The sequence below is a fragment of the Neoaquamicrobium sediminum genome (assembly GCF_013240295.1).
Classification (GTDB): domain Bacteria; phylum Pseudomonadota; class Alphaproteobacteria; order Rhizobiales; family Rhizobiaceae; genus Aerobium; species Aerobium sediminum.
This window is the reverse complement of the sequence record NZ_JABETK010000003.1, coordinates 538,802-558,775: the sequence shown is the minus strand read 5'-3', so window position 1 is coordinate 558,775 and position 19,974 is coordinate 538,802. Positions and strand designations below refer to the sequence as shown.

At 59.2% G+C, this 19,974-nt stretch carries 14 protein-coding genes and 2 pseudogenes; 9 read left to right on the top strand and 7 right to left on the bottom strand.

The annotated features are described in order from the left end of the window. Window positions 1–317: 317 nt before the first annotated feature. Together HK436_RS25380 and HK436_RS25375 are read right to left on the bottom strand one after the other, a co-directional pair. Window positions 318–1,301: a TerC family protein gene (locus HK436_RS25380; protein ID WP_173194439.1), complete on the bottom strand. Its 984-nt coding sequence runs from the start codon at window positions 1,299–1,301 to the stop codon at window positions 318–320. 390 nt (window positions 1,302–1,691) lie between these two features. After that, window positions 1,692–1,931 (bottom strand): YdcH family protein, encoded by a 240-nt coding sequence (locus HK436_RS25375; RefSeq protein WP_173194438.1) that lies wholly within the window; start codon window positions 1,929–1,931, stop codon window positions 1,692–1,694. A 99-nt stretch (window positions 1,932–2,030) separates the two neighbouring features. On the opposite strand from HK436_RS25375, the gene HK436_RS25370 reads away from it, so the two are divergent. The 3 genes from HK436_RS25370 to HK436_RS25360 all read left to right on the top strand — a co-directional run bounded on the left by HK436_RS25370 (window position 2,031) and on the right by HK436_RS25360 (window position 4,387). After that, entirely contained in the window at window positions 2,031–2,957 is a 927-nt protein-coding gene (locus tag HK436_RS25370; protein WP_173194437.1) for a hydrogen peroxide-inducible genes activator, read from the top strand. Between the two features lie 204 nt (window positions 2,958–3,161). Continuing rightward, window positions 3,162–3,617, top strand: coding sequence for a fasciclin domain-containing protein (locus HK436_RS25365; protein ID WP_376769215.1), 456 nt, complete (start codon window positions 3,162–3,164; stop codon window positions 3,615–3,617). Between the two features lie 86 nt (window positions 3,618–3,703). Further along, the gene (locus HK436_RS25360; protein WP_312860739.1) at window positions 3,704–4,387 is read left to right on the top strand and encodes an SDR family NAD(P)-dependent oxidoreductase; all 684 of its coding nucleotides are present in this window, start codon (window positions 3,704–3,706) and stop codon (window positions 4,385–4,387) included. A gap of 66 nt (window positions 4,388–4,453) precedes the next feature. Here the strand turns inward: HK436_RS25360 and HK436_RS25355 are convergent, their stop codons facing one another. The 3 genes from HK436_RS25355 to HK436_RS25345 all read right to left on the bottom strand — a co-directional run bounded on the left by HK436_RS25355 (window position 4,454) and on the right by HK436_RS25345 (window position 9,383). Next, window positions 4,454–5,500: a sensor histidine kinase gene (locus HK436_RS25355; protein ID WP_312860738.1), complete on the bottom strand. Its 1,047-nt coding sequence runs from the start codon at window positions 5,498–5,500 to the stop codon at window positions 4,454–4,456. After that, window positions 5,490–6,995 carry an ATPase domain-containing protein gene (locus tag HK436_RS25350; protein WP_173194435.1) on the bottom strand — a complete coding sequence of 502 codons (1,506 nt, stop codon included), beginning with the start codon at window positions 6,993–6,995 and terminating at the stop codon, window positions 5,490–5,492. The genes HK436_RS25355 and HK436_RS25350 overlap by 11 nt, the downstream gene beginning before the upstream one ends. Before the next feature lie 246 nt (window positions 6,996–7,241). Continuing rightward, on the bottom strand, window positions 7,242–9,383 hold the full coding sequence (locus HK436_RS25345) for a putative bifunctional diguanylate cyclase/phosphodiesterase (protein ID WP_244649399.1): 2,142 nt from the start codon (window positions 9,381–9,383) through the stop codon (window positions 7,242–7,244). 946 nt (window positions 9,384–10,329) lie between these two features. Between HK436_RS25345 and istA the strand changes: the two are divergent. Next, a pseudogene (istA, locus tag HK436_RS25340) lies at window positions 10,330–11,822 on the top strand (IS21 family transposase). After that, a complete protein-coding gene (gene istB, locus HK436_RS25335; RefSeq protein WP_173194433.1) occupies window positions 11,819–12,589 on the top strand; it encodes an IS21-like element helper ATPase IstB in 771 nt (256 codons plus the stop codon). The pseudogene istA and the gene istB overlap by 4 nt, the downstream one beginning before the upstream one ends. 1,621 nt (window positions 12,590–14,210) lie before the next feature. Here istB and HK436_RS25330 read toward each other — a convergent pair. Both HK436_RS25330 and HK436_RS25325 read right to left on the bottom strand, forming a co-directional pair. Beyond that, on the bottom strand, window positions 14,211–14,489 hold the full coding sequence (locus tag HK436_RS25330) for an usg protein (RefSeq protein ID WP_173194432.1): 279 nt from the start codon (window positions 14,487–14,489) through the stop codon (window positions 14,211–14,213). 27 nt (window positions 14,490–14,516) lie between these two features. Beyond that, entirely contained in the window at window positions 14,517–14,864 is a 348-nt protein-coding gene (locus HK436_RS25325) for a hypothetical protein (protein ID WP_194248645.1), read from the bottom strand. Window positions 14,865–15,198: 334 nt separating this feature from the next. Here HK436_RS25325 and groES point away from each other — a divergent pair, with 334 nt between their 5' ends. The 4 genes and pseudogenes from groES (at window position 15,199) to HK436_RS25305 (ending at window position 19,539) form a co-directional block, all read left to right on the top strand. Continuing rightward, window positions 15,199–15,513, top strand: coding sequence for a co-chaperone GroES (gene groES / locus HK436_RS25320; protein ID WP_173194431.1), 315 nt, complete (start codon window positions 15,199–15,201; stop codon window positions 15,511–15,513). Between the two features lie 56 nt (window positions 15,514–15,569). Further along, window positions 15,570–17,197 (top strand): annotated as a pseudogene (groL, locus tag HK436_RS25315) (chaperonin GroEL). 472 nt (window positions 17,198–17,669) lie between these two features. After that, complete coding sequence (locus HK436_RS25310; RefSeq protein WP_173194430.1) at window positions 17,670–18,959, top strand: Do family serine endopeptidase; 1,290 nt, start codon at window positions 17,670–17,672, stop codon at window positions 18,957–18,959. A 364-nt stretch (window positions 18,960–19,323) separates the two neighbouring features. Then, a complete protein-coding gene (locus HK436_RS25305; RefSeq protein ID WP_312860737.1) occupies window positions 19,324–19,539 on the top strand; it encodes a DUF982 domain-containing protein in 216 nt (71 codons plus the stop codon). Window positions 19,540–19,974: the final 435 nt, after the last annotated feature.

Here is a 19,974-nt window from a genome sequence, read left to right as displayed (position 1 = left end):
GGCGAATGCCTTGACCACGCGAGGCAGATGAGTCGCACGACCGTCCGTCGGTAGTCGCTTGAGGCCCTACCGCTATGACCAGAAGCCCGGCAGGGGCAAGACAGCGGAGAACGCCCGCCGCGAAACTGCTGAGATCGCCAGATCACTTTGAAACCTCCCGCAGAGACCGCTGTCCCGCCCTTCAGACTGGTTGCTGCCATGAGATAGGCTGCCATCGCCCTGCCACCGGCTTCGGGATCGTCAGGTCCGACCGGGCGAGCGCGCCGAGCACAACCTGCTCGAAGGAGCAAATTCCATTGGCGCGACCAGCGTTGCCATCACTGTGGGGCCCCCGTCCGGCTCGTGCGCCACAAAGAGTAGAAGATGCCAGCGGTAATAATCGCCAGCGTCACGCCGAGCGAGACCGACGCGGGGAATTTCTCCAGGGCGAGCATGTCGGCCACAAAGATCTTCGAGCCGATGAAGATTAGAACCACGGCCAACGCCGGCTTCAGATAATGGAACCGCTGGATCATCGCCGAAAGCGCGAAATAGAGCGCACGCAAACCAAGGATGGCAAAGATATTGGACGTGTAGACGATGAACGGATCTGTCGTGATGGCAAAGATCGCCGGAACCGAATCCACTGCGAAGATAACGTCGGCAATCTCGACCATGACGAGCGCCATGAACAGCGGCGTTGCAAACCAGGCCAGCTTCCCGGTTACCGGATCACGCTTCTTCACAAAGAAGTTCTTACCGTGGTGTTCGTCAGTGACATTTATGAGGCGGCGTACGACTCGGATCACGGGGTTGTTGCCGATCTCGGGCTCCTTGTCGCCTAGCCAAAGCATCTTAATGCCGGTTATTATCAGGAACGCCGCGAAGATATAAAGAACCCAGGAAAACTGAGAGACCAGGGTCGCGCCAAGCCCGATCATGATCGCGCGCAACACGATGACGCCGAGAATGCCCCAGAACAGCACGCGATGCTGATATTTGCGCGGTACTGCGAAAAAGGAAAAGACCAGAGCGATCACGAAGACATTGTCGAGTGCCAGCGTCTTCTCAACGACGAAGCCGGTGAGATAGTTCATACCTGGCTCGGCGCCCAGCTGCCACCATACCCAGGCGCCGAAGAGGAGGCCTAGGCTGATATACATCGATGACAAGATCAGGCTTTCACGAACCTCGATCTCACGATTATCGCGGTGAAGCACACCAAGGTCGAAGACCAGAAGTGCGATGACGATTGAAATGAAGCCGAGCCACATCCAGACCGGCTTGCCGAGCCAGTCGGTGAACAAGAGGGCAATTTCCACGTGAACTCTCCCGCCGGTCGCTCACCAGGTTTGAAATGTCCGACATCGCGAGAGGACCGGCAGCTCTCGCCAGAGGGGCCCGGACCAGGGGATTGAATCGAGCCCCGCCGGTTATGCAGAACCGGCGGCGGATTTCACTTGGCCAGCGCTGGATTGCAGTCGACCAGACGCTCGCAATGAGCGACCCGAAAAGAGGAGTGGCCAATTGGACAAACCAGGCGGTTGATGCGCCACCCCTGCCCATGCCGGCCATCCAAAGGGACTATCCCTGCGCTGCCAGCGTATGCGGCAAGAGCAAGCGGCGACCATGCGGTGCCTGGCGCGCTCCGCCGTAGCCGACATGGGACCGTCTCCCCATCCTCGCGCCTTGCACGATGCATGGCTGCACCCTCACGCCCGTGATCGCGCAGCCGTCGGCGTAGTGAATCTGCGGCGGATGACGGGGATGGATGTCGCCTGCCCTTCCCGGTTGAGCCGCTCCAGATACTCGATCTGCTCCCGGAACCTGAGCTTGAGCTTTTTCAATCCCTGAAGTGCCAGACTGTCCGGTGCAGGACGCGCCTGTTCACGCTCGATGCGGGCCTGGATTACAGCACGACGATTGCGCAGAGCATTCAGAATCGGGTCCATTTCGTGTCTCCTTGATAACCACCCGGCTGATCTGGTCACGACCGGATGATTGCGCCAATTGATTGTTGAAATGGCGACAATAGCGCATAACTATTGCTCATGCCGTATCGTCCCACGCTTCGCCAACTCGAATATATCGTCGCACTGGCAGAGTGCGGTCATTTCGGGAAAGCCGCAAAGCGCTGTCATGTGTCCCAGCCGACGCTCTCGGTCCAGATTGCCCTGGTTGAAGAGAACCTCGATATCCAACTCTTCGAGCGTACTCCGGCCGCCGTTCTGCTCACGCCCACAGGGGAACGATTTCTCCACGGCGCGCGCGTTACCATCGCAGCCATGAACGATCTGATGGACGCAGTCACCGATGACGCCGCAGCGCTTGGCGGCGTGATAAGGCTGGGCACGCCGTCCACTTTCGGGCCTTACTTCCTACCGACGTTTCTACCCCCATTGCACCAGACGTATCCGGACCTGAAGATCTACATAGTCGAGGATCGTCCGGCTGCGATCGAGACTGCGGTTGCAGAAGGTACGCTCGACTGCGGTCTCGGTCCTTCATGCGGTGAGCCGTCGCTGACATTCATCCCGATTGGGAACGAGAGGCTCTATCTCGGGGTGCCGGCCGACCACCGCCTCGCGCACCGTCACGTTGTCGCCTTGGATGAACTGCGCCAAGAACGCCTTTTGGCACTCGGACGCGGTAATCGGTTGCTGGAAAACGTTCAGCACTTGGCAGAGGCCTCGGGAGCAACGGTCATTGAGGATTATGCCGGCACGAGTCTCGATTCCATTCGTCAAATGATATCAATAGGTATGGGATGCTCCATCTTCCCGGAGCTCTACGCCCGTGCCGAACTCCAGAATGGGCAGGATGTTCGGATGCTGTCGATTGAAGGTTGGATGGAGACGCGCCAAGTTGGTCTCCATTTTCGAGACAACAGCGGACGAAGACGACACTTCGAGGTGCTTGCCTCACACGCGCACCAAGCCGCCTCAACTCTTGGAATAGCTGCAGGCGATATAATCTAGTCACAGAGCCACCGCTCCCGTAACCTGCCTGCGCGACTGACACCGGCAAAGCGTTGCCGGCCCCAAGCTCGACACTCCACAATTCTTTGTGACCTCGCCGCGGTGAACCGCGTGAAGGCTCCCCTCGTATGTCGATGCGAGATGACCCCTGGTCTCTCCCCGAACCGCGAACATGAGAGGAAAGCAAAGATGCTGAAGAAATTGATGATTTCCGGCGCAGCTGCCGTCGCGATGACCACGTCCGTACTTGCCGCAGACATTGTCGACACCGCCAGCCAGGCCGGCAACTTCACCACCTTGCTTGCAGCTGCCGAGGCTGCGGGCCTGGTCGAGACGCTGAAGGGCGATGGACCATTCACTGTCTTTGCGCCGACGGACGACGCATTTGCGGCCCTCCCCGCTGGCACGGTTGACGATCTGCTCAAGGAAGAAAACCGAGACCAGCTCGTGTCGATCCTCACTTACCACGTCGTACCAGGCAGCGTGGCATCTTCCGACCTCACCGAAGGAATGACCGCAGCCACGGTCCAGGGAAGCAACGTTACATTCACGCTTGAGGGCGGCGCCAAAGTGAACGATGCAAACATCACCCAGGCCGATATTGAGGCCGATAACGGTGTCATACACGTCATCGACGCTGTCATCATGCCATCAATGTGATGTCGTCGCAGGGCCATTGAGCCCGGGGCCGCAGCCGCGCGATCGCAACCGGCTGCGGCTTGCCCATACCGAAACGGGAGGTCTCGGTGAATATCGCGGTGGTGGTCGGTTCGACCGGCGGCATCGGCAGGGCACTGCTCGAAGCGCTTGAAGCACAAGGAACGTTCGATGAGGTGATCGGCCTGTCGCGCCGTACCATTCCTAATGTAGATGTTGTCGATGAAGCGACCATTTCAGCCGCCGCTTACACCGTCGCAAGCCGGGGGACGCCAAGGCTGATTGTGGATGCAACAGGGGTCCTGGCAGATGGGACCGCTGTGCCCGAGAAAACCATACGGGCGATCGAGCCCGAGACGATGGCGCGGCTTTTCGCGACAAATAGCATCGGTCCAGTGTTGCTGATGAAGCACTTCCTGCCGCTCCTGCCTCGCCAGGGCCGTGCGCTGTTCGCAACGATTTCGGCGAAAGTGGGCAGCATAGGGGACAATCGGCTGGGCGGATGGTACAGCTACCGCGCGTCCAAAGCGGCATTGAACCAGCTCGTACGCACTGCCGCGATCGAGCTCAGCCGTACCCATCCAGAGGCAATCTGCGTTGCCGTCCACCCGGGTACAGTGGCAACTCCTCTGTCTTCGCCATTCGCCAAGAACAGGCTCAATGTCCTTGCTCCTGCCGACGCAGCGCTGGATCTGCTGGCGGGTTTTGCTCGTCTTGGCCCTCAACACAGCGGCGGCTTCTTCGACCGGCATGGTGCGCCATTGCCTTACTGATCCCTTTTGGATTCCTGATCGATGACCTCAGAAAACGTACTTTGCCGGTCTCGCCCGCCCGACGGGTCATTGCCCTTCGTAGGAGGGTACAAGTCGCTCGCGCATGAGCACCAAAGAGAGTGTCAGTTGCAGACCTGAACTTCGGTAGTCGACGCTCACATCGGCCTCGAGTTGAACTTTCAACACGCGCTCGATCAGTATCGTACCGAAGCCTTCGTGGCTGGGTGGCATAACTGTGGGCCCGTCGCTCTCCCGCCACCAGAGTGACAGCCTTTCCCCTTCTGCGCAGGCATCTGTGTGCCATTCGACGTCAACGATTCCGGTACCGGCCGACAGCGAGCCGTATTTCGCAGAGTTTGTAGCAAGCTCGTGGATGGCCATGCCCAGTGGAACCGCTTGATCGGCGACCAGAAACACATCCGGCCCAGAGAGTCGGACACGTTTTGCATCGTTGTCGTATACCGACAGTTCGGCCTTCAGCATCTCCTGGAGGGACGCGCGCTGCCAATAGTCGTCCGTGAGAAAAGAGTGCGTTTTTGCAAGCGAATGAATACGTGCCGAAAAGCTCCGGTGGAAATCCTGTACCGTCGCCGCGGAGCGCGCGGTCGCACCCAGAACCGCCTGCACGTTTGCCAATGTGTTCTTCACACGATGGTGAAGCTCCCGGATCAAGAGCTTTTGCCTTTCATCTGCACGGTCACGTTCGTCAAGGAACGATTTGACCTGCAGTTGTCGTTTACGCGCGCGAACAGCCGAGCGGACAGCCGCACCCAGTGCTTGAGGGCCGAACGGGCGCTCGAGCGTCACGGCGTTATCGATCAGGAAATCCAGGCGCTGATCGAGTTGCGTGCCGCGCCAGGTCAAAAGGACAAGCGTGTAGTCGGACCACGCCGGCTGGTCCGCGATCCAGCCCGCAAGTCGGGTTCGATCTTCCGAAAGCAGCGCCTCCTCGGAGACGACGAAGCAGTAGCAGCCTTCAATGGCATCCAGAGCATCATCCAATGTCGAGCATATGATGGATGAATAGCCATGACCGTCGAGGATGGAGGCCGCGACACTTGCATCGCGCCCCGTTGGTGCGAGAATCAGCACATCGTGAGGATCAATCGTCACTGGAAGGCATCTGGTCCATGAGGTGCTCTTCAGCTCCGTGATAGGTAGGCACCCCAGTCAGGACGCCCGAGAATTTGGTCAGAGCTTCGCCAACCGACAGGCCTTTCGACGAGAATGCAAACTCCCGGATCGTATCTTCATGTGCACCCGTGCGTTTCTTGACTACCGAAACTGCCCGGCGGATGCGGCCATGCGCTTCGAAATATCTGAGCAGGACAACAGTGTCGCTCAAATAAGTCAGATCGACGGATACGCTCATTGGGCCCACCAAACCATGATTTGCGAGAAGCAGTAACGTCACCACGCCCCTTTGGTTCAGGTACGTGCTGATCTCATGCATTTGCAGGACCAGAAACTGCTCCTCCGGCATGGCGTTGAGATATCCAGTCAGACTGTCTATCACCACGACCTTCGTTCCGCGCTCTTCCACTGCACGTTGGATACGATTTGCCAGTTCTCCTGGTGAAAGCTCAGCCGGATCGACTTGGTCAATCTGCAGCAGGCCACTTTCCAGAAATACCTCAAGCGGCATGCCCATACCGGCAGCACGCTCCAAAACAATCCGTAGCGCCTCGTCGAAGACGACGAAGTAGCAGGGTTCACCTCCGCGAAGCGCTTGATAGACATACGACAATGCGATCGACGACTTCCCGGTCCCGGAGGGACCCATAAGCAACGTCGTCGTTCCCCGAGCCAATCCGCCCTTGAGCAAACTATCAAGCTTCGTACCGCTCGGTAGTTCGTCGCCACCGAGCGCCACGGCGTGTTCGGCAGCTATCAGTCGCGGAAAAACCGTAACCCCTCCCGGTCGGATGACGAAGTCGTGGTACCCGCCGCGTATCTGCACACCACGCATCTTCACCACGCGAAGCCGCCGCCTTTCTCCACCAAAGATTGGAACAAGCTGTTCGAGACGTATGACACCGTGACAGACACTATGGAGGTTGAGGTCGTCGTTCTCTCCGGTCAGGTCGTCCAGCATCAAGACCGTGCAGCGGTTGAGAAGGAAGAAACTCTTAAGCGCCAGAACCTGACGCCGGTAGCGGAGCGACCCCTGAGACAAAAGGCGGATTTCAGACAGCGAATCGAACACAACGCGGTCGGGCATCAAGCGCTCGATTTCATCGAGTGCCATTTGAACGGTTTCCCCGAGCTCAAGATCCGATGAATGAACCAGGGTTTGTCGCTTGCCCGCATCAAGGCTCAGTTCGGGTGGCACCAGTTCGAAAATCTCGATGCCTTTAAGATCAAAATTGTGTCGTTCGGCGACTGATAGAAGCTCTCGTTTGCTTTCGGACAAGGTGATGTAGAGACACCTCTCACCTTGATTTCGGCCGTCAATCAGAAACTGCAGGCCAATCGTTGTCTTGCCGCATCCAGGCCGACCTTCCACGAGATGGGATCGACCGGCGGCAAAACCTCCCCGCAAAATGTGGTCCAGTCCAGGAACCCCAGAACTGATCGGCGCGGCATCGAATGGTTGATCTTTTGACATCACGTTCCTCGTTTGGAGCCTCTATGCCATGTGATCCCCATGCCTGTCCGCAAGATTTGACGTATCGCGGGCTGATCGATCGAGGATCGTGGCTTTTGGCGACGGCGCTCGTCAGCGCAGACAACAAGAATCGGGGGTCGGAAAGCCGAGTTCGCACTTGGCGGGCGCCAACGGAGTCAGACGTCCTAGTGTCGGGCGTCAGACACTATAGTTGCAGCGACCTCTACAGGCGATCATTTCCGTCTCTCAGAAGTGAGATCTCGTTCTATTATTCGTCTCATTCGAAAAAAAAACGTCCTGCAGCGCATCTTGCGAAAGTGGCCGGCCCATCAAAAAGCCCTGCAGTTCGTCACATCCGATTTCGGCGAGGAAGCTGCTTTGTTCTGCTGTCTCCACGCCCTCTCCCGTCGTTCTCAGACCTCTCGCCTTGGCCAAATCGACAATCGCTCGGACAATGGCTTCGTCACCATTCCCGGATCCGAACCCGCTAATAAAACTGCGGTCGATCTTGATGCGATCCACATCCAGCTGCTGAAGCCGCCCCAGCGAAGAAAATCCGGTGCCGAAATCATCCAACGCAAAACGAACGCCGAGCTTTCTCAGCGCAGCGACGTTCGCTCGGCTGACGCCATCCATGTCAGACATGGCGGTCTCGGTGACCTCGAGTTCGAGCCGGTTCGGACTAAGGCCAGTCGCCATCAGGATGTTTGTTACACGCATCGCGTAGGCCGGGTTTGCCAATTCTACGGCAGAAGCATTTACAGCCAACGTTTCAACAGGCCACCCGCACGCAGCGGTGCACGCACCTCTGAGCACGATTTCACCCAATCTGTCGATCAATCCCGCTTCTTCGGCCAGGGGAATGAAGACATCCGGACCAACAGCGCCCCGAACGGGATGCTGCCAGCGAAGAAGCGCCTCAACTCCCACCAACTTCCTGCTCTTGGCTTCGAACAGCGGCTGGTAGTGGATTTGGAATTGCTCGGGCAAGTCCAGAGCCTTGCGAAGATCTCGCTCCAATTCCCGTCGCTCGGTGAGCAGCGTCTCCAAGTCTGTAGTGAATACGGCATAGCCACTGCGGCCGTTCTTCTTGGCCGCGTAAAGCGCCATGTCCGCCTGACGGGTGAGATCGATCGCATCCACCTCTCCCGCCCGCCCCACAGCAACGCCAATGCTGACGCCCACGAAAATCTGGGTGTCAGAGAGATGAAAGGGATGGCGTGCACTCTCCACCAGCTTGCTACAGAGCTGCTCGATCGCCTCCTCGCTATCCACATTGCGCAGGATGATGGTGAACTCGTCTCCGCCCAGCCGCGCAACAGTGTCCGCGGGATCAACGGCCCGGCTGAGACGGTCCGAGAACTCGCGCAACAGCACGTCCCCTGCCGGGTGGCCCAGCGTGTCATTGACTTCTTTGAATCTGTCGAGGTCGAGATAAAGCAGCGCTATCATGTGGCCCCGATCGGCAGCCGTCGTCACAGCCTCCTGCAGGCGATGTTCGAAGTGAATCCGGTTTGGCAGTCCCGTAAGCCCGTCATGCCATGCGATATGCCTGATTTCAGCCTGACTCCGGTTGAGCGAGAGAGAGCGACGGCGAAGAACGAGGAGCAATACCGAGAGCGCTGCCATGCCTATCACGAAGAGGCCTACCAAAATCGGCCAGACGCTGCCAAAGACGATCGATCCGGGGCGGTAGGGCCTCCAGATATAGTAGCCCATGACATTTCCTGCAGAATTGGTCAGCGGGCTTGCTGCTTCGTCCGCCGCCACCGCATCATCCCAAGTAAAGCGCAAACCATCGAGCAGGTAGCTGTCCTGCAATTCCTGAAGCAACGTGCCATCCAGATAGCGCACCGCAATGTGGAGGTATTCCTCGCCGGCGATCTGCTCGATCTCACCGCTATCTGACACAATCGGTTTCACACTCACGATCGCGGGACGTCCGCCAGCAACCGCGATGTCCGAGGTGCCAATTGAAAGCACTTGGTCAGAAATTCCCTCCTCGTCCCCATCGCGCAACCTGCGTCTCAAGTTGCTTGCAAGCGGTCCCGCTCGGCTCCAAATCTCATAAAGCTTGGCCGGATCGACCACGCCCCCGCCAATCGAGGCGTAGATGGGTTCGTCGTGAGGATCGAGGATGTATGCGCCGTCGTGACCGAAGTAGCTGTTCATCCAGCTACCAAGGTTAACGTCGATCCAGCCGAGATCGCGTTTCCGAACACCCTCAACTGCGTCATCCCAAACCGTCACGCTCTCTTGGTCGTGCGCGACGGTTTCCCTAAGCTGTGAAACGACAAGGTCGACGAGCGCCCTCTGGCGATCCGTCGAGATCCGATCGGCTTCGGCGGTTGACCAGTACAAGAACCCGGCCGCGACGACGTTGAGCATGACTGCCAACGCAGCGAATGGAAGCACGATGCGTAGAAGAAAGCGCAGGCGACTGGGATGTCCTAAACTAGTAAGCATCCGGACAAGCTTCTTATCATTATTGTTCCCTCGAACGCTGCCACCTATTAGCTAAGGAATCCTTGAGCGGAGCAGAGCGCCGAGTTGACGATGCGTAATCTGGGCGAAGCCGCAGGCAATGCCGTCAGTCTCCGCCAGAAGAGCCTAACGAAGAGGAACCTTTCTGCTCCTTCTGGAATCCAAGCGACATGAGCCCGGCACGAAGTCTCCTATGATTTGTGCTCGATCCAGACGCGAGCGCAGCCGAAAACGCGGATGAACCAGCGGTGCGTTGTCGAACAACCTGTGGCATCTGAAGCGACCCATATGACGTTCGCTGGTGGATTGTATTAGCAACTTGCTAGGCGAGACCGGCGATAGTCGCATTCGCGCATCACCTTCGATGCGTGGGGGAGTGTCGGCAGACTGCCGGTACCGTACGACGGTGCTGAAAGTGTCTTTCACCAATCTCAAGATTTCGCGCAAGCTTGGCCTTGCTTTCTCGGCCGTCGTGGCGGCCATAATAGGCGGAGAGAAACTCCGCCTCATTAAAGGTTGGCGTCGAATAACTTATTCCCAATCTTTGTCCTTAAGCAACCAGACTGACTGCGACCACGCGGTTTTGGGTTTGCAGGTAGAGTATCGTGGTGGTCTGCCCCCTGAAAAGTGGTCCTCCCTGAAGTAGGCTATTGAGCCTTTAGAGAGGACGTTGGAATGCCCCAGAAGAAGCACAAGCCCGAAGAGATTGTCGCGAAACTGCGCCAGGTTGAGAACGGCGGTGGAAAACTAGACCACGGTAGCGGCGGGATTGTCCGGCTGCGGGCGGCGTAAAAGTCGTCCACTTTTTCCCTTTTCTGCGTGGCGCAGGGAGGGAATAGGGATCTACACCGTGGAATTATATCTGAAGGTTCGCGTGGCTTGCGACGGAGGCATGAGCCAGCGCGAGGCAGCAAGGCATTTCGGCATCTCGCGCGACACGGTTCGCAAGATGATGGCGTATTCGGTTCCGCCGGGCTATCGGCGGCAGGCTCCGGTTCGGCGTCCGAAGCTGGACGCGTTCATCGCTGTCATCGATCGGTGGCTTGATGCGGACCGTGCGGTCCCGCGCAAGCAGCGCCATACGGCCAAGCGGGTGTTCGACCGGCTGCGCGACGAGCACGGGTTTGCCGGCGGCTACACGATCATCAAGGACTATATGCGCGAGCGGGATCGGCGCGGCCAGGAGATGTTCGTGCCGCTGGCGCACCCGGCGGGGCACGCACAGGCCGACTTCGGGGAGGCTGTCGTTGTCATCGGCGGCGTTGAGCAGAAGGCGCACTTCTTCGTGCTCGATCTGCCGCACAGCGATGCCTGCTATGTGCGCGCCTATCCTGCGGCGGTGGCCGAAGCGTGGGTGGACGGCCATATCCATGCGTTCGCCTTCTTCGGCGCCGTGCCGCAGTCGATTGTCTACGACAACGACCGCTGCCTGGTGGCGAAGATCCTGCCCGACGGCACGCGCAAGCGGGCAACGCTGTTCAGCGGCTTCCTGTCCCACTATCTGATCCGGGATCGTTACGGCCGCCCCGGCAAGGGCAATGACAAGGGCAGCGTCGAAGGTCTGGTCGGCTATGTGCGCCGCAACTTCATGGTGCCGATTCCGCACTTTGCATCGTGGGACGAGTTCAATCTGTGGCTCGAGTAGCAGTGCCGCAAGCGCCAGGGTGACCGGCTGCGCGGCGAGAGCGAGACGATCGGCGAACGCTTGCTGCGCGATCTGGTGGCGATGCGCCCACTGCCGGCATCACCCTTCGATGCTTGCGACCATGCCAGCGGTCGGGTCACTTCGCAGGCGCTGGTGCGCTACAGGACCAACGACTACTCCGTCCCGGTCGCCTACGGCCACCAGGACGTCTGGATCCGTGGCTATGTCGGCGAGGTGGTGATTGGCTGCGGCGGGGGATCATTGCCCGTCATCCGCGCAGCTATGAGCGCGAGGAGGTTGTCTTCGATCCACTGCATTACCTGCCGCTGATCGAGCAGAAGATCAACGCGCTCGACCAAGCGGCACCGCTACAGGGCTGGGAATTGCCGGAGGCGTTCACGACACTGCGCCGCCTCATGGAAGCACGGATGGGCAAGCAGGGCCGGCGCGCCTATGTGCAGGTGCTGCGCCTGATGGAAAGCTTCGATCTGGCCGATCTGCACGCAGCCGTGAAGCGGGCGCTGCATCTGGGCGCCATCAGCTTCGACGCCGTGAAGCACCTCGTCCTGTGCCGGGCCGAACGCAGGCCACCAAAGCTGGACCTCGACATCTATCCCTATCTGCCCAGAGCCACTGTCGAGAAGACGTCGGCCAAGGCCTATATGCGCCTGCTGGACCGTAAGGAGGAACCGGCATGAGCAGCGATGCTCCAGAACTCCTGCTCGCCCACCACCTCAAGACCTTGAAGCTGCCGACCTTCCTGCGTGAGCACCACAAACTTGCCCGGCAATGTGCGGTCGAGGGCGTGGATCATGTCCGCTACCTTGCCCGGCTGGTCGAGCTGGAACTGATCGATCGGGAACGGCGGATGGTCGAACGCCGCATCAAGGCGGCAAAGTTCCCCGCCGCAAAAAGCCTCGACAGCTTCGACTTCGCCGCCATCCCGAAGCTCAACAAGATGCTGGTGCTGGAACTGGCGCGGTGCGAATGGATCGAGCGCCGCGAGAACGTCATCGCGCTCGGCCCCAGCGGCACGGGCAAGACCCACGTCGCGATCGGCCTCGGCCTGGCGGCCTGCCAGAAGGGATTGTCCGTCGGCTTCACCACAGCGGCCGCGCTCGTCAGCGAGATGATGGAGGCGCGCGACGAACGCCGTCTTCTGCGCTTCCAGAAGCAGATGGCGGGCTACAAGCTGCTCATCATCGACGAGCTGGGCTTCGTGCCGCTCTCCAAAACCGGCGCCGAGCTGTTGTTCGAGCTGATCTCGCAGCGTTACGAGCGTGGCTCCACCCTGATCACCAGCAATCTGCCCTTCGACGAATGGACCCAAACCTTCGGTTCCGAGCGCCTCACAGGCGCACTCCTCGACCGGCTGACCCACCACGTCAGCATCCTCGAGATGAACGGCGACAGCTATCGCCTCGCGCAAAGCCGGGCACGAAAAACCCCCAACCCTCACCAATAAGATCGCCGCTGCTGCGAGCGGAAAACTCTGGTCGGGCTACGCCCTCCCGACGTTCCCCGCTCGCAGCAGCGCCAGTGGCCTGGTTTTGCGCCGCCCAATGGCCGGTTTTTGCTCCGCCGTTGACAGACGAGGCGTTGCCAAATGATGATGACGAGGCCGCCCTGTCGCGAAGGCCTTCGTGCGAAGGAAGTCGTTTCGACGAAGTGTGATGTCTTCGCCTCTTCCCAGGATGCGGTGCAGTAGACGAAATGTCCCAAAGCAAGGATGAGTGGGCACGGTTGGTTGTGCTTCCACGGCAGGAGGGCACTATGGCTAGACAGCAGATCTTGACGGACCACAATGCGATACGAGCTTGGGCAGCGGCACGCATGGGCGTGCCAGCCGTAGTCGATGTGTCGTCACAACCGGGCGTTCAACCGCATCTCCTTATCGCCTTCGATCAAGTGGCCTAGGAAGATCAGGATCAAGCGGAGCGACCTCCATGCCGGCGGGTTCGAGCTCGTGGGATGGGATGAGTGGTTTCGTATCTTCGATGACGCGGGGCTGGCTCTGGCTGTCCTGCCTGAGAAGCCCGGTGTTCTGGATAACAGGCATCAATTCATTAAACGCGACGACCGTTAGTTATAGCAACACGTCGAACGGTGCTGGGAAGCGTCGATCAGTATCCGAGGCGGCCTCCCGCCAAGGGCCGAAACCTTAGTTGGGTGCGCAGCGGTTGTTTCACAAAGCCGAGGTTGCCAGTCAGGGGTCGTAGGCTGCAGAGTTCACATCAGGCGCAGGGGCGGCGAACTGACGTGATATGACCGCAACGCCGATGTCCCCGGCATTTCTTCCAACTGAAGCAGGTAACGCGTTAAGAGTGCGAACCAGTTATCTCAACAGTGACAGAACATAATATCCTGCGTGAACCCCCAGGCTGCCCACCGACCGTAATATGAAGTGACTGGCCAGCAAGCCCGCAATCTGTGAGACTGGGTGCATCGTCAGCCATCTTCTAAGGGCGCTGACGGCTGTTTGCGACCATCATGCTCTCGCCCCAAAGGTTCGGAGATGGCTATGATGTCCGCCAAACCCGTTAACAATGGTATATTCACACCGCGCGATCTCGCTTTGATGTGCGAGGAGTTACGGCGCTCGGAAGCTCCTGACGAAGGTCCTGCAGACCGTGAAGCGCGAGCTGAGATGCTGGTTCAAACCTGGAGCCGTCAGCGGCAAGCCCGAAACGCAGACCAAAGGGAAGGCGGCGAGAGCCGACACACCTAAGCGGTGCGATCGGCCGTTATCGGTGGAGGACGAACAAGAACTCTACATCGTCTGGCTGCTGCCTTATCTGCGTTGAAAGGCATATCTCTGTTGCGGCGATAAGAAACACGCGGGTGCTTTTGTGCCGAACGCCCTGCAAACCGTCATTGACCAGGTCCACACTGCTCCCAGCGGCGGAGTGCGCGTGGCTGGATAGCAGAGCTAGGGGCGAGGCCGGCACCTTCTTAGCAAAGCGGACGCAATTGTATCCTCGGAAAGACCTGATGGAACTGCGGCAATATCGGTGGTCACAAGGCATCCGCTGCGCAGCGACGCACCCTAAGCCGTCTGTCGCTCGGCCTACCGCCGACCTTGTCCCTCAATGAACTGATATGATGCCGTCGACGGCCCTCCATTCCGATGGTCTGATCAGACGGTGGTGGGCGACGCGCACGGAATGAAGCGGCCCTTCCAGCGTCTCGCGCCAGTATTCCAGGAACCCGCGCAGTTCGGGGAAGCCGGGCGCAAGGTCGTATTCCTGCCAGACATAGAGCTGAAGAAGGCTGGGATGGTCCGGCATGTGATAGTGGATTTCTGCCGTGGTCAGGCCATATCCTTCCATTTGCAAATGAAACTCTCTGCTCACCGTCTTGGCCATTCAAGTCTCCAAGTTCCCGTTTGAACGTCAGGCATCCAGTTGCTGCCAATGCCCATCCGGCATCGCCTTGCGCGCCATCGCTCTCGCCTCGTCCGGGTGATCCAGTCGACGCAGGGCATCCATGATGACATTAAACGAGATTGGCTGTGGAATACCCGGCGGGCGGCGCAGGGTCGGCATCGATTCAACCGCGCACGCATCTGACGCCCAGGATGACAAAATGGCGCGTTTCTCGCCCATATTTAGCTCCGGGTCGCGAACAACATCATCGGGATGCTTGTAATGGCGCGATGGGGACAACAGACGATCAAGCGCGACATCCTCTGCTTCAGGCGCGAGTGACGGAATGATCGTTGAGAAATCGGTTCGGCCCATAGCTTACCTCCTTTCGGATTGCCGTTCCAAACTCCAGTTGCGACCATTTTTGCTGGCGCGTTTCAAGAACGCGACCATGGCGAAAATTTTGCCGTCTCCTTCGAAAAAATCAAGCCTTTTAGTGATCCGGGCGCCGTAGAAAGTTGCACGATTTCAGGCCCCTAGCACTCGTAACGATCAAGTGCCAAAATTTTTCGCCAGCCCTCTTGAAACGTCAAATTTCTCAAACTAGCTCCATGTGCGCGTAATGCCGAAAGGGTTGCGCGCCCCGTGCCGGACCCCGGTCCGGTGCGGAGGAACCTCTCAAAATTTGTTTGTCCTGAAGGAGAACGAGATGACGTTCCGTCCATTGCATGACCGCATCCTGGTCCGCCGCATCGAAGCCGAGGAAAAGACGGCTGGCGGCATCATCATACCCGACACGGCGAAGGAAAAGCCTCAGGAAGGCGAAGTCATCGCCGTCGGTTCCGGTGCCCGCGACGAAGCGGGCAAGCTGGTGGAGCTCGACGTGAAGGTTGGCGACCGCATCCTGTTCGGCAAGTGGTCCGGTACCGAGATCAAGCTCAACGGCGAAGACCTCCTCATCATGAAGGAGAGTGACGTCATGGGCGTGATCGATGCGACCGCCGCACTGAAGAAGGCCGCTTAAGGCTTCTTCCGTTTCTCAACCAGTCAACGAAAGCTGCCTACTGAAGGAGTGATCCAATGGCTGCCAAGGAAGTCAAGTTCCATTCCGACGCGCGCGAGCGGATGCTGCGCGGCGTCGATATCCTCGCCAATGCGGTAAAGGTCACGCTGGGCCCAAAGGCCGCAATGTCGTGATCGACAAATCGTTCGGCGCACCGCGCATCACCAAGGATGGCGTGACTGTCGCCAAGGAAATCGAGCTGGAAGACAAGTTCGAGAACATGGGCGCCCAGATGGTGCGCGAGGTCGCGAGCAAGACAAACGATCTCGCCGGCGATGGCACGACCACGGCGACGGTGCTCGCCCAGGCGATCGTGAAGGAAGGTGCCAAGGCCGTGGCCTCCGGCATGAATCCGATGGACCTAAAGCGCGGCATCGACAAGGCCGTCGACGCAGTGGTCGCCGAGCTCAAGGCGAATGCCCGAAAGATCTCGAAGAACGACGAGATTGCGCAAGTCGGTACCATCTCGGCCAATGGGGATACGGAGATCGGTCGGTTCCTCGCGGAGGCCATGCAGAAGGTCGGTAATGAGGGCGTGATCACCGTCGAGGAAGCCAAGACCGCCGAGACCGAACTCGAGGTCGTCGAAGGCATGCAGTTCGACCGCGGCTACCTGTCGCCCTACTTCATCACCAACCAGGACAAGATGCGCGTGGAGCTCGACGAGCCCTACGTACTGATCCACGAGAAGAAGCTCTCCAATCTTCAGGCACTGCTTCCGGTTCTCGAGTCTGTGGTCCAGTCCGGAAAGCCCCTGCTGATCATTGCTGAAGATGTCGAGGGTGAGGCTCTGGCGACTCTTGTAGTCAACAAGCTGCGCGGAGGCCTCAAGGTGGCTGCGGTCAAGGCACCGGGCTTTGGCGATCGCCGCAAGGCTATGCTCGAGGACATCGCCATCCTTACCGGCGGTACCGCAATCAGCGAAGATCTTGGCATCAAGCTGGAAAACGTCACGCTTCAGATGCTGGGCCGCGCCAAGAAGGTGGTCATCGAGAAGGAGAATACCACGATCGTCGACGGCTCCGGCTCCAAGGCTGAAATCGAAGGTCGCGTGAAGCAGATCAGGGCGCAGATCGAGGAGACGACCTCGGACTACGACCGCGAGAAGCTCCAGGAGCGTCTCGCCAAACTTGCTGGCGGCGTTGCTGTTATCCGCGTCGGCGGCTCGACCGAGGTCGAGGTGAAGGAGCGCAAGGACCGAGTGGACGATGCGTTGCACGCTACGCGCGCCGCGGTCGAAGAGGGCGTACTGCCTGGTGGCGGTGTTGCTCTGCTAAGGGCGGCCAAGGCGCTTGAGACCATCCAGGTCGACAACGCGGATCAGCGGACGGGTGTGGAGATTGTCCGCCGCGCGATCGAGGCGCCGGTCCGCCAGATCGCCGAAAATGCCGGTGCCGAAGGCTCGATCATCGTCGGCAAGCTGCGGGAGAAGGCCGAGTTTGGTTGGGGCTGGAACGCCCAGACCGACGAATTCGGCGATCTCTACAAGCAGGGTGTGATCGACCCGGCAAAGGTCGTTCGTACCGCATTGCAGGACGCAGCCTCCGTAGCCGGTCTGCTGGTGACGACCGAGGCGATGGTGGCTGAGAAGCCGAAGAAGGACACCGCGCCCGCCCTGCCCGCCGGCGCAGGAATGGACTTCTAGATCAACTGCGAAGCCTGCGCCCGATTACGGGCGCAGGCATCATCGATCAGGGAGGCTGTCATGAACATGGTCCCCAATATCGGCACGATCGCTCCACCGAATTGTCCGCCGAGCGATTTCGTTGGCCATCAGGCGGAATGCCGCTCAACGTTCAAGCCGTGGCTTGAAGGGTTGCTTGCCAAGGCGGAAACTGCCGGGTGGAACCGCCGGACAGTGGCTTCGACACTGATGTTTCTGTCAGCGCAGAGCGCCTCACGGCCGTCACCTACGCGTAACCGCGAGGGATGAGCCAATGCCGCTCATGGCGGCTGGATGATTTTTTGACACCGACGAAGGCGGCAGACCCGACCGCCGCCTTCCGAACCAGGGAGAAGGACGTTTTCGGGAGACTGAAGATGATCGTGTATATGCCACCGCGTGCGCAGCGATTCTTCGCCGTTGTTGTCACCACCATTTTCCTGGCCTTCTCGGGATGCGCCGTGGCCCCGTCGCCGCACAATCTCCATTTGCGGAAACCGTCGAAGCGCGTTCCCTTGCAGATGTGCTGGAAGATGTGACGCCGGCTGTCGTCAACATCGCCGTAACCTCGCGCGCGCCGGCAGAAACCAACCCGCTGTTCAACGACCCTTATTATCGCCGCTTCTTCGACCTGCCGCAGATGCCGCAGCAGCGACACAAGATGAGTGCCGGCTCCGGCGTCATTGTTGATGCCGCGAACGGCTATGTTCTGACCAATCACCACGTCATTGAAGGCGCCGGTGACATCGCCGTGACGTTGAAGGACCGTCGTCGCTTTGCGGCGGAGCTTGTCGGCAGCGATAAGGCCACCGACATCGCGGTATTGAAGATTGAGGCCGAAAGGCTGACTGAGTTGCCGATCGGTAACCCTGATCTGCTTCGGGTTGGCGATGACGTCGTTGCCATCGGCAATCCCTTCGGCCTTGGCCAGACGGTAACGTCCGGCATCGTCAGCGCGCTGGGCCGCAGCGGCATCAATGTCGAGGGCTACGAGGACTTCATACAGACAGATGCGTCGATCAACCCAGGCAATTCGGGCGGGGCACTGATCACGGGGGATGGCCGCCTCGTCGGCATCAATACCGCGATCATCGCGCCGGCCGGCGGCAATGTTGGAATCGGATTTGCAGTACCGATCGACATGGCACAGGCGGTCATGCGGCAACTCATAGAGCACGGTCAGGTCAGTCGGGGCCGAATTGGCGTCGCAATTCAGGATCTGACGCCCGACCTGGCCGAGGCGCTCGGCATCGAGAGGATAAGGGGCGCGGTTGTAGGGAGCGTCGAAGAGCAGGCGCCAGCGGCACATGTCGGCCTTCAGGCAGGCGACGTGATCGTTGCAGTGGATGGGCAGGAAATCACTGGGGCGCCCGATCTGAGAAACCGTATCGGGCTGACGCCGGTTGGCTCGACTGTTGAGATCGCCTGGCTGCGCGACGGTGAAAGAAATGTGGCCCGGGTTCGAATCGAAGCTGACAATGGTGGCGCGATCGCCGCAACATTCCCCCAGAAGTTGTCCGGAGCGATCTTACAAGATGCCTCCGGAAACGTCTTCGTCGAAACGGTGGAGCCCAACAGCGCTGCCGCGATGGCAGGACTGCGCGCCGGAGACGTCATCGTCGCCGTGAATCGTCAGCCCGTTCAATCGAGGGAGGACCTCTCAAGCGCCTTGCGTGCCGCGCGCGGCACCATTGCGCTCGATTTGTTTCGCGGCGGAAACCGCCTGCTTCTGGTTATCCGATGACTAGAGCCATCCCCACCTTACTTAGCGCGTGCAACCATCTCAAAGAGACGATGATGAGGAACTTCATGTGCCGCTCGCCGTGGCGGCGTGGCTCGAGGTGCTAGTCAGACTGCACAGTTCGTTGCCCGTGCCTGATACTAGGGAGACCGTGCAGATTGTCTCGACGAGCGCAACACCAACGTGCCAACCACTGAAGCCCGCATCGTTGACAATGATGCAAGTTCCACTGGAGGGACGTAGCCTTCTCGCCGGCACAGCGGCGCCGCGACAATTATCTAGGAAAGGATCGACACATGCCGCATCTATCCATTGAGGAGCCGATCATGATTCTGGTGGGAATGGCATTCCCAGACGTATCGAAACGGTGCTGGAGGCCTACGCACTGCTTCGCGATTGGCCCGATTCCAGCCGCAACGGGGCTCACATGGTGATACTCAACGCCTGTAAGGCGGGCGTTGCCGGTGAGATTGACGCCGAAACCGTGCGTGCCACTTTCGCTGCATTTGCGCGCCGCAACGGCATAATTGTACCGAACATCATTTCATACTCCCGAACCGAAGGCTGTCGGCTGGTCGCTTAAGGCTGTCGGCGGATTCCTAGCTAGGCCAGGCATTACTGCTTCGCGGTCGCTTCTCCGAGCTAGCCGTGACGTCAAGTTCTAGCATCCACAGAGCACGTCGCCTAGCTGATGCCTGCCTTCCGGGAGACTTCTCCAACAGACGTCCCATCCTGCGCCTGATCGATGATGAACGTCTTCTGCGCGTCCGTGAACTGCGATGGTATCATGCGTTCCGCTCCCCTGCCAGCCAAGGGCTTGGTGCGGAAAACTATAGCCAAAATAGGGCCGTTTTGATCATAACATTTAGCGATGTGGTGAACGGCGGCAATATCGCAATGTAGAGGGCAACGGCGGCGTTGGTGGCGGAGGACCGCTACCGTCGATCCCAAAACCTATCGGATGTACGCTACAAGCTCCGAACACTCTCGGCTTCTGGCAGCATAGTCACGCTGCGCG

Bases quoted from the DNA above. Each gene is read 5' to 3' on its own strand.
- HK436_RS25375 (WP_173194438.1), bottom strand. From the start codon at position 1,931: ATGGACCCGATTCTGAATGCTCTGCGCAATCGTCGTGCTGTAATCCAG.
- HK436_RS25370 (WP_173194437.1), top strand. From the start codon at position 2,031: ATGCCGTATCGTCCCACGCTTCGCCAACTCGAATATATCGTCGCACTG.
- HK436_RS25365 (WP_376769215.1), top strand. From the start codon at position 3,162: ATGATTTCCGGCGCAGCTGCCGTCGCGATGACCACGTCCGTACTTGCC.
- HK436_RS25350 (WP_173194435.1), bottom strand. From the start codon at position 6,995: ATGTCAAAAGATCAACCATTCGATGCCGCGCCGATCAGTTCTGGGGTT.
- HK436_RS25345 (WP_244649399.1), bottom strand. From the start codon at position 9,383: ATGCTCAACGTCGTCGCGGCCGGGTTCTTGTACTGGTCAACCGCCGAA.
- istB (WP_173194433.1), top strand. From the start codon at position 11,819: ATGAGCAGCGATGCTCCAGAACTCCTGCTCGCCCACCACCTCAAGACC.
- HK436_RS25330 (WP_173194432.1), bottom strand. From the start codon at position 14,489: ATGGCCAAGACGGTGAGCAGAGAGTTTCATTTGCAAATGGAAGGATAT.
- HK436_RS25325 (WP_194248645.1), bottom strand. From the start codon at position 14,864: ATGGGCCGAACCGATTTCTCAACGATCATTCCGTCACTCGCGCCTGAA.
- groES (WP_173194431.1), top strand. From the start codon at position 15,199: ATGACGTTCCGTCCATTGCATGACCGCATCCTGGTCCGCCGCATCGAA.
- HK436_RS25310 (WP_173194430.1), top strand. From the start codon at position 17,670: ATGCGCCGTGGCCCCGTCGCCGCACAATCTCCATTTGCGGAAACCGTC.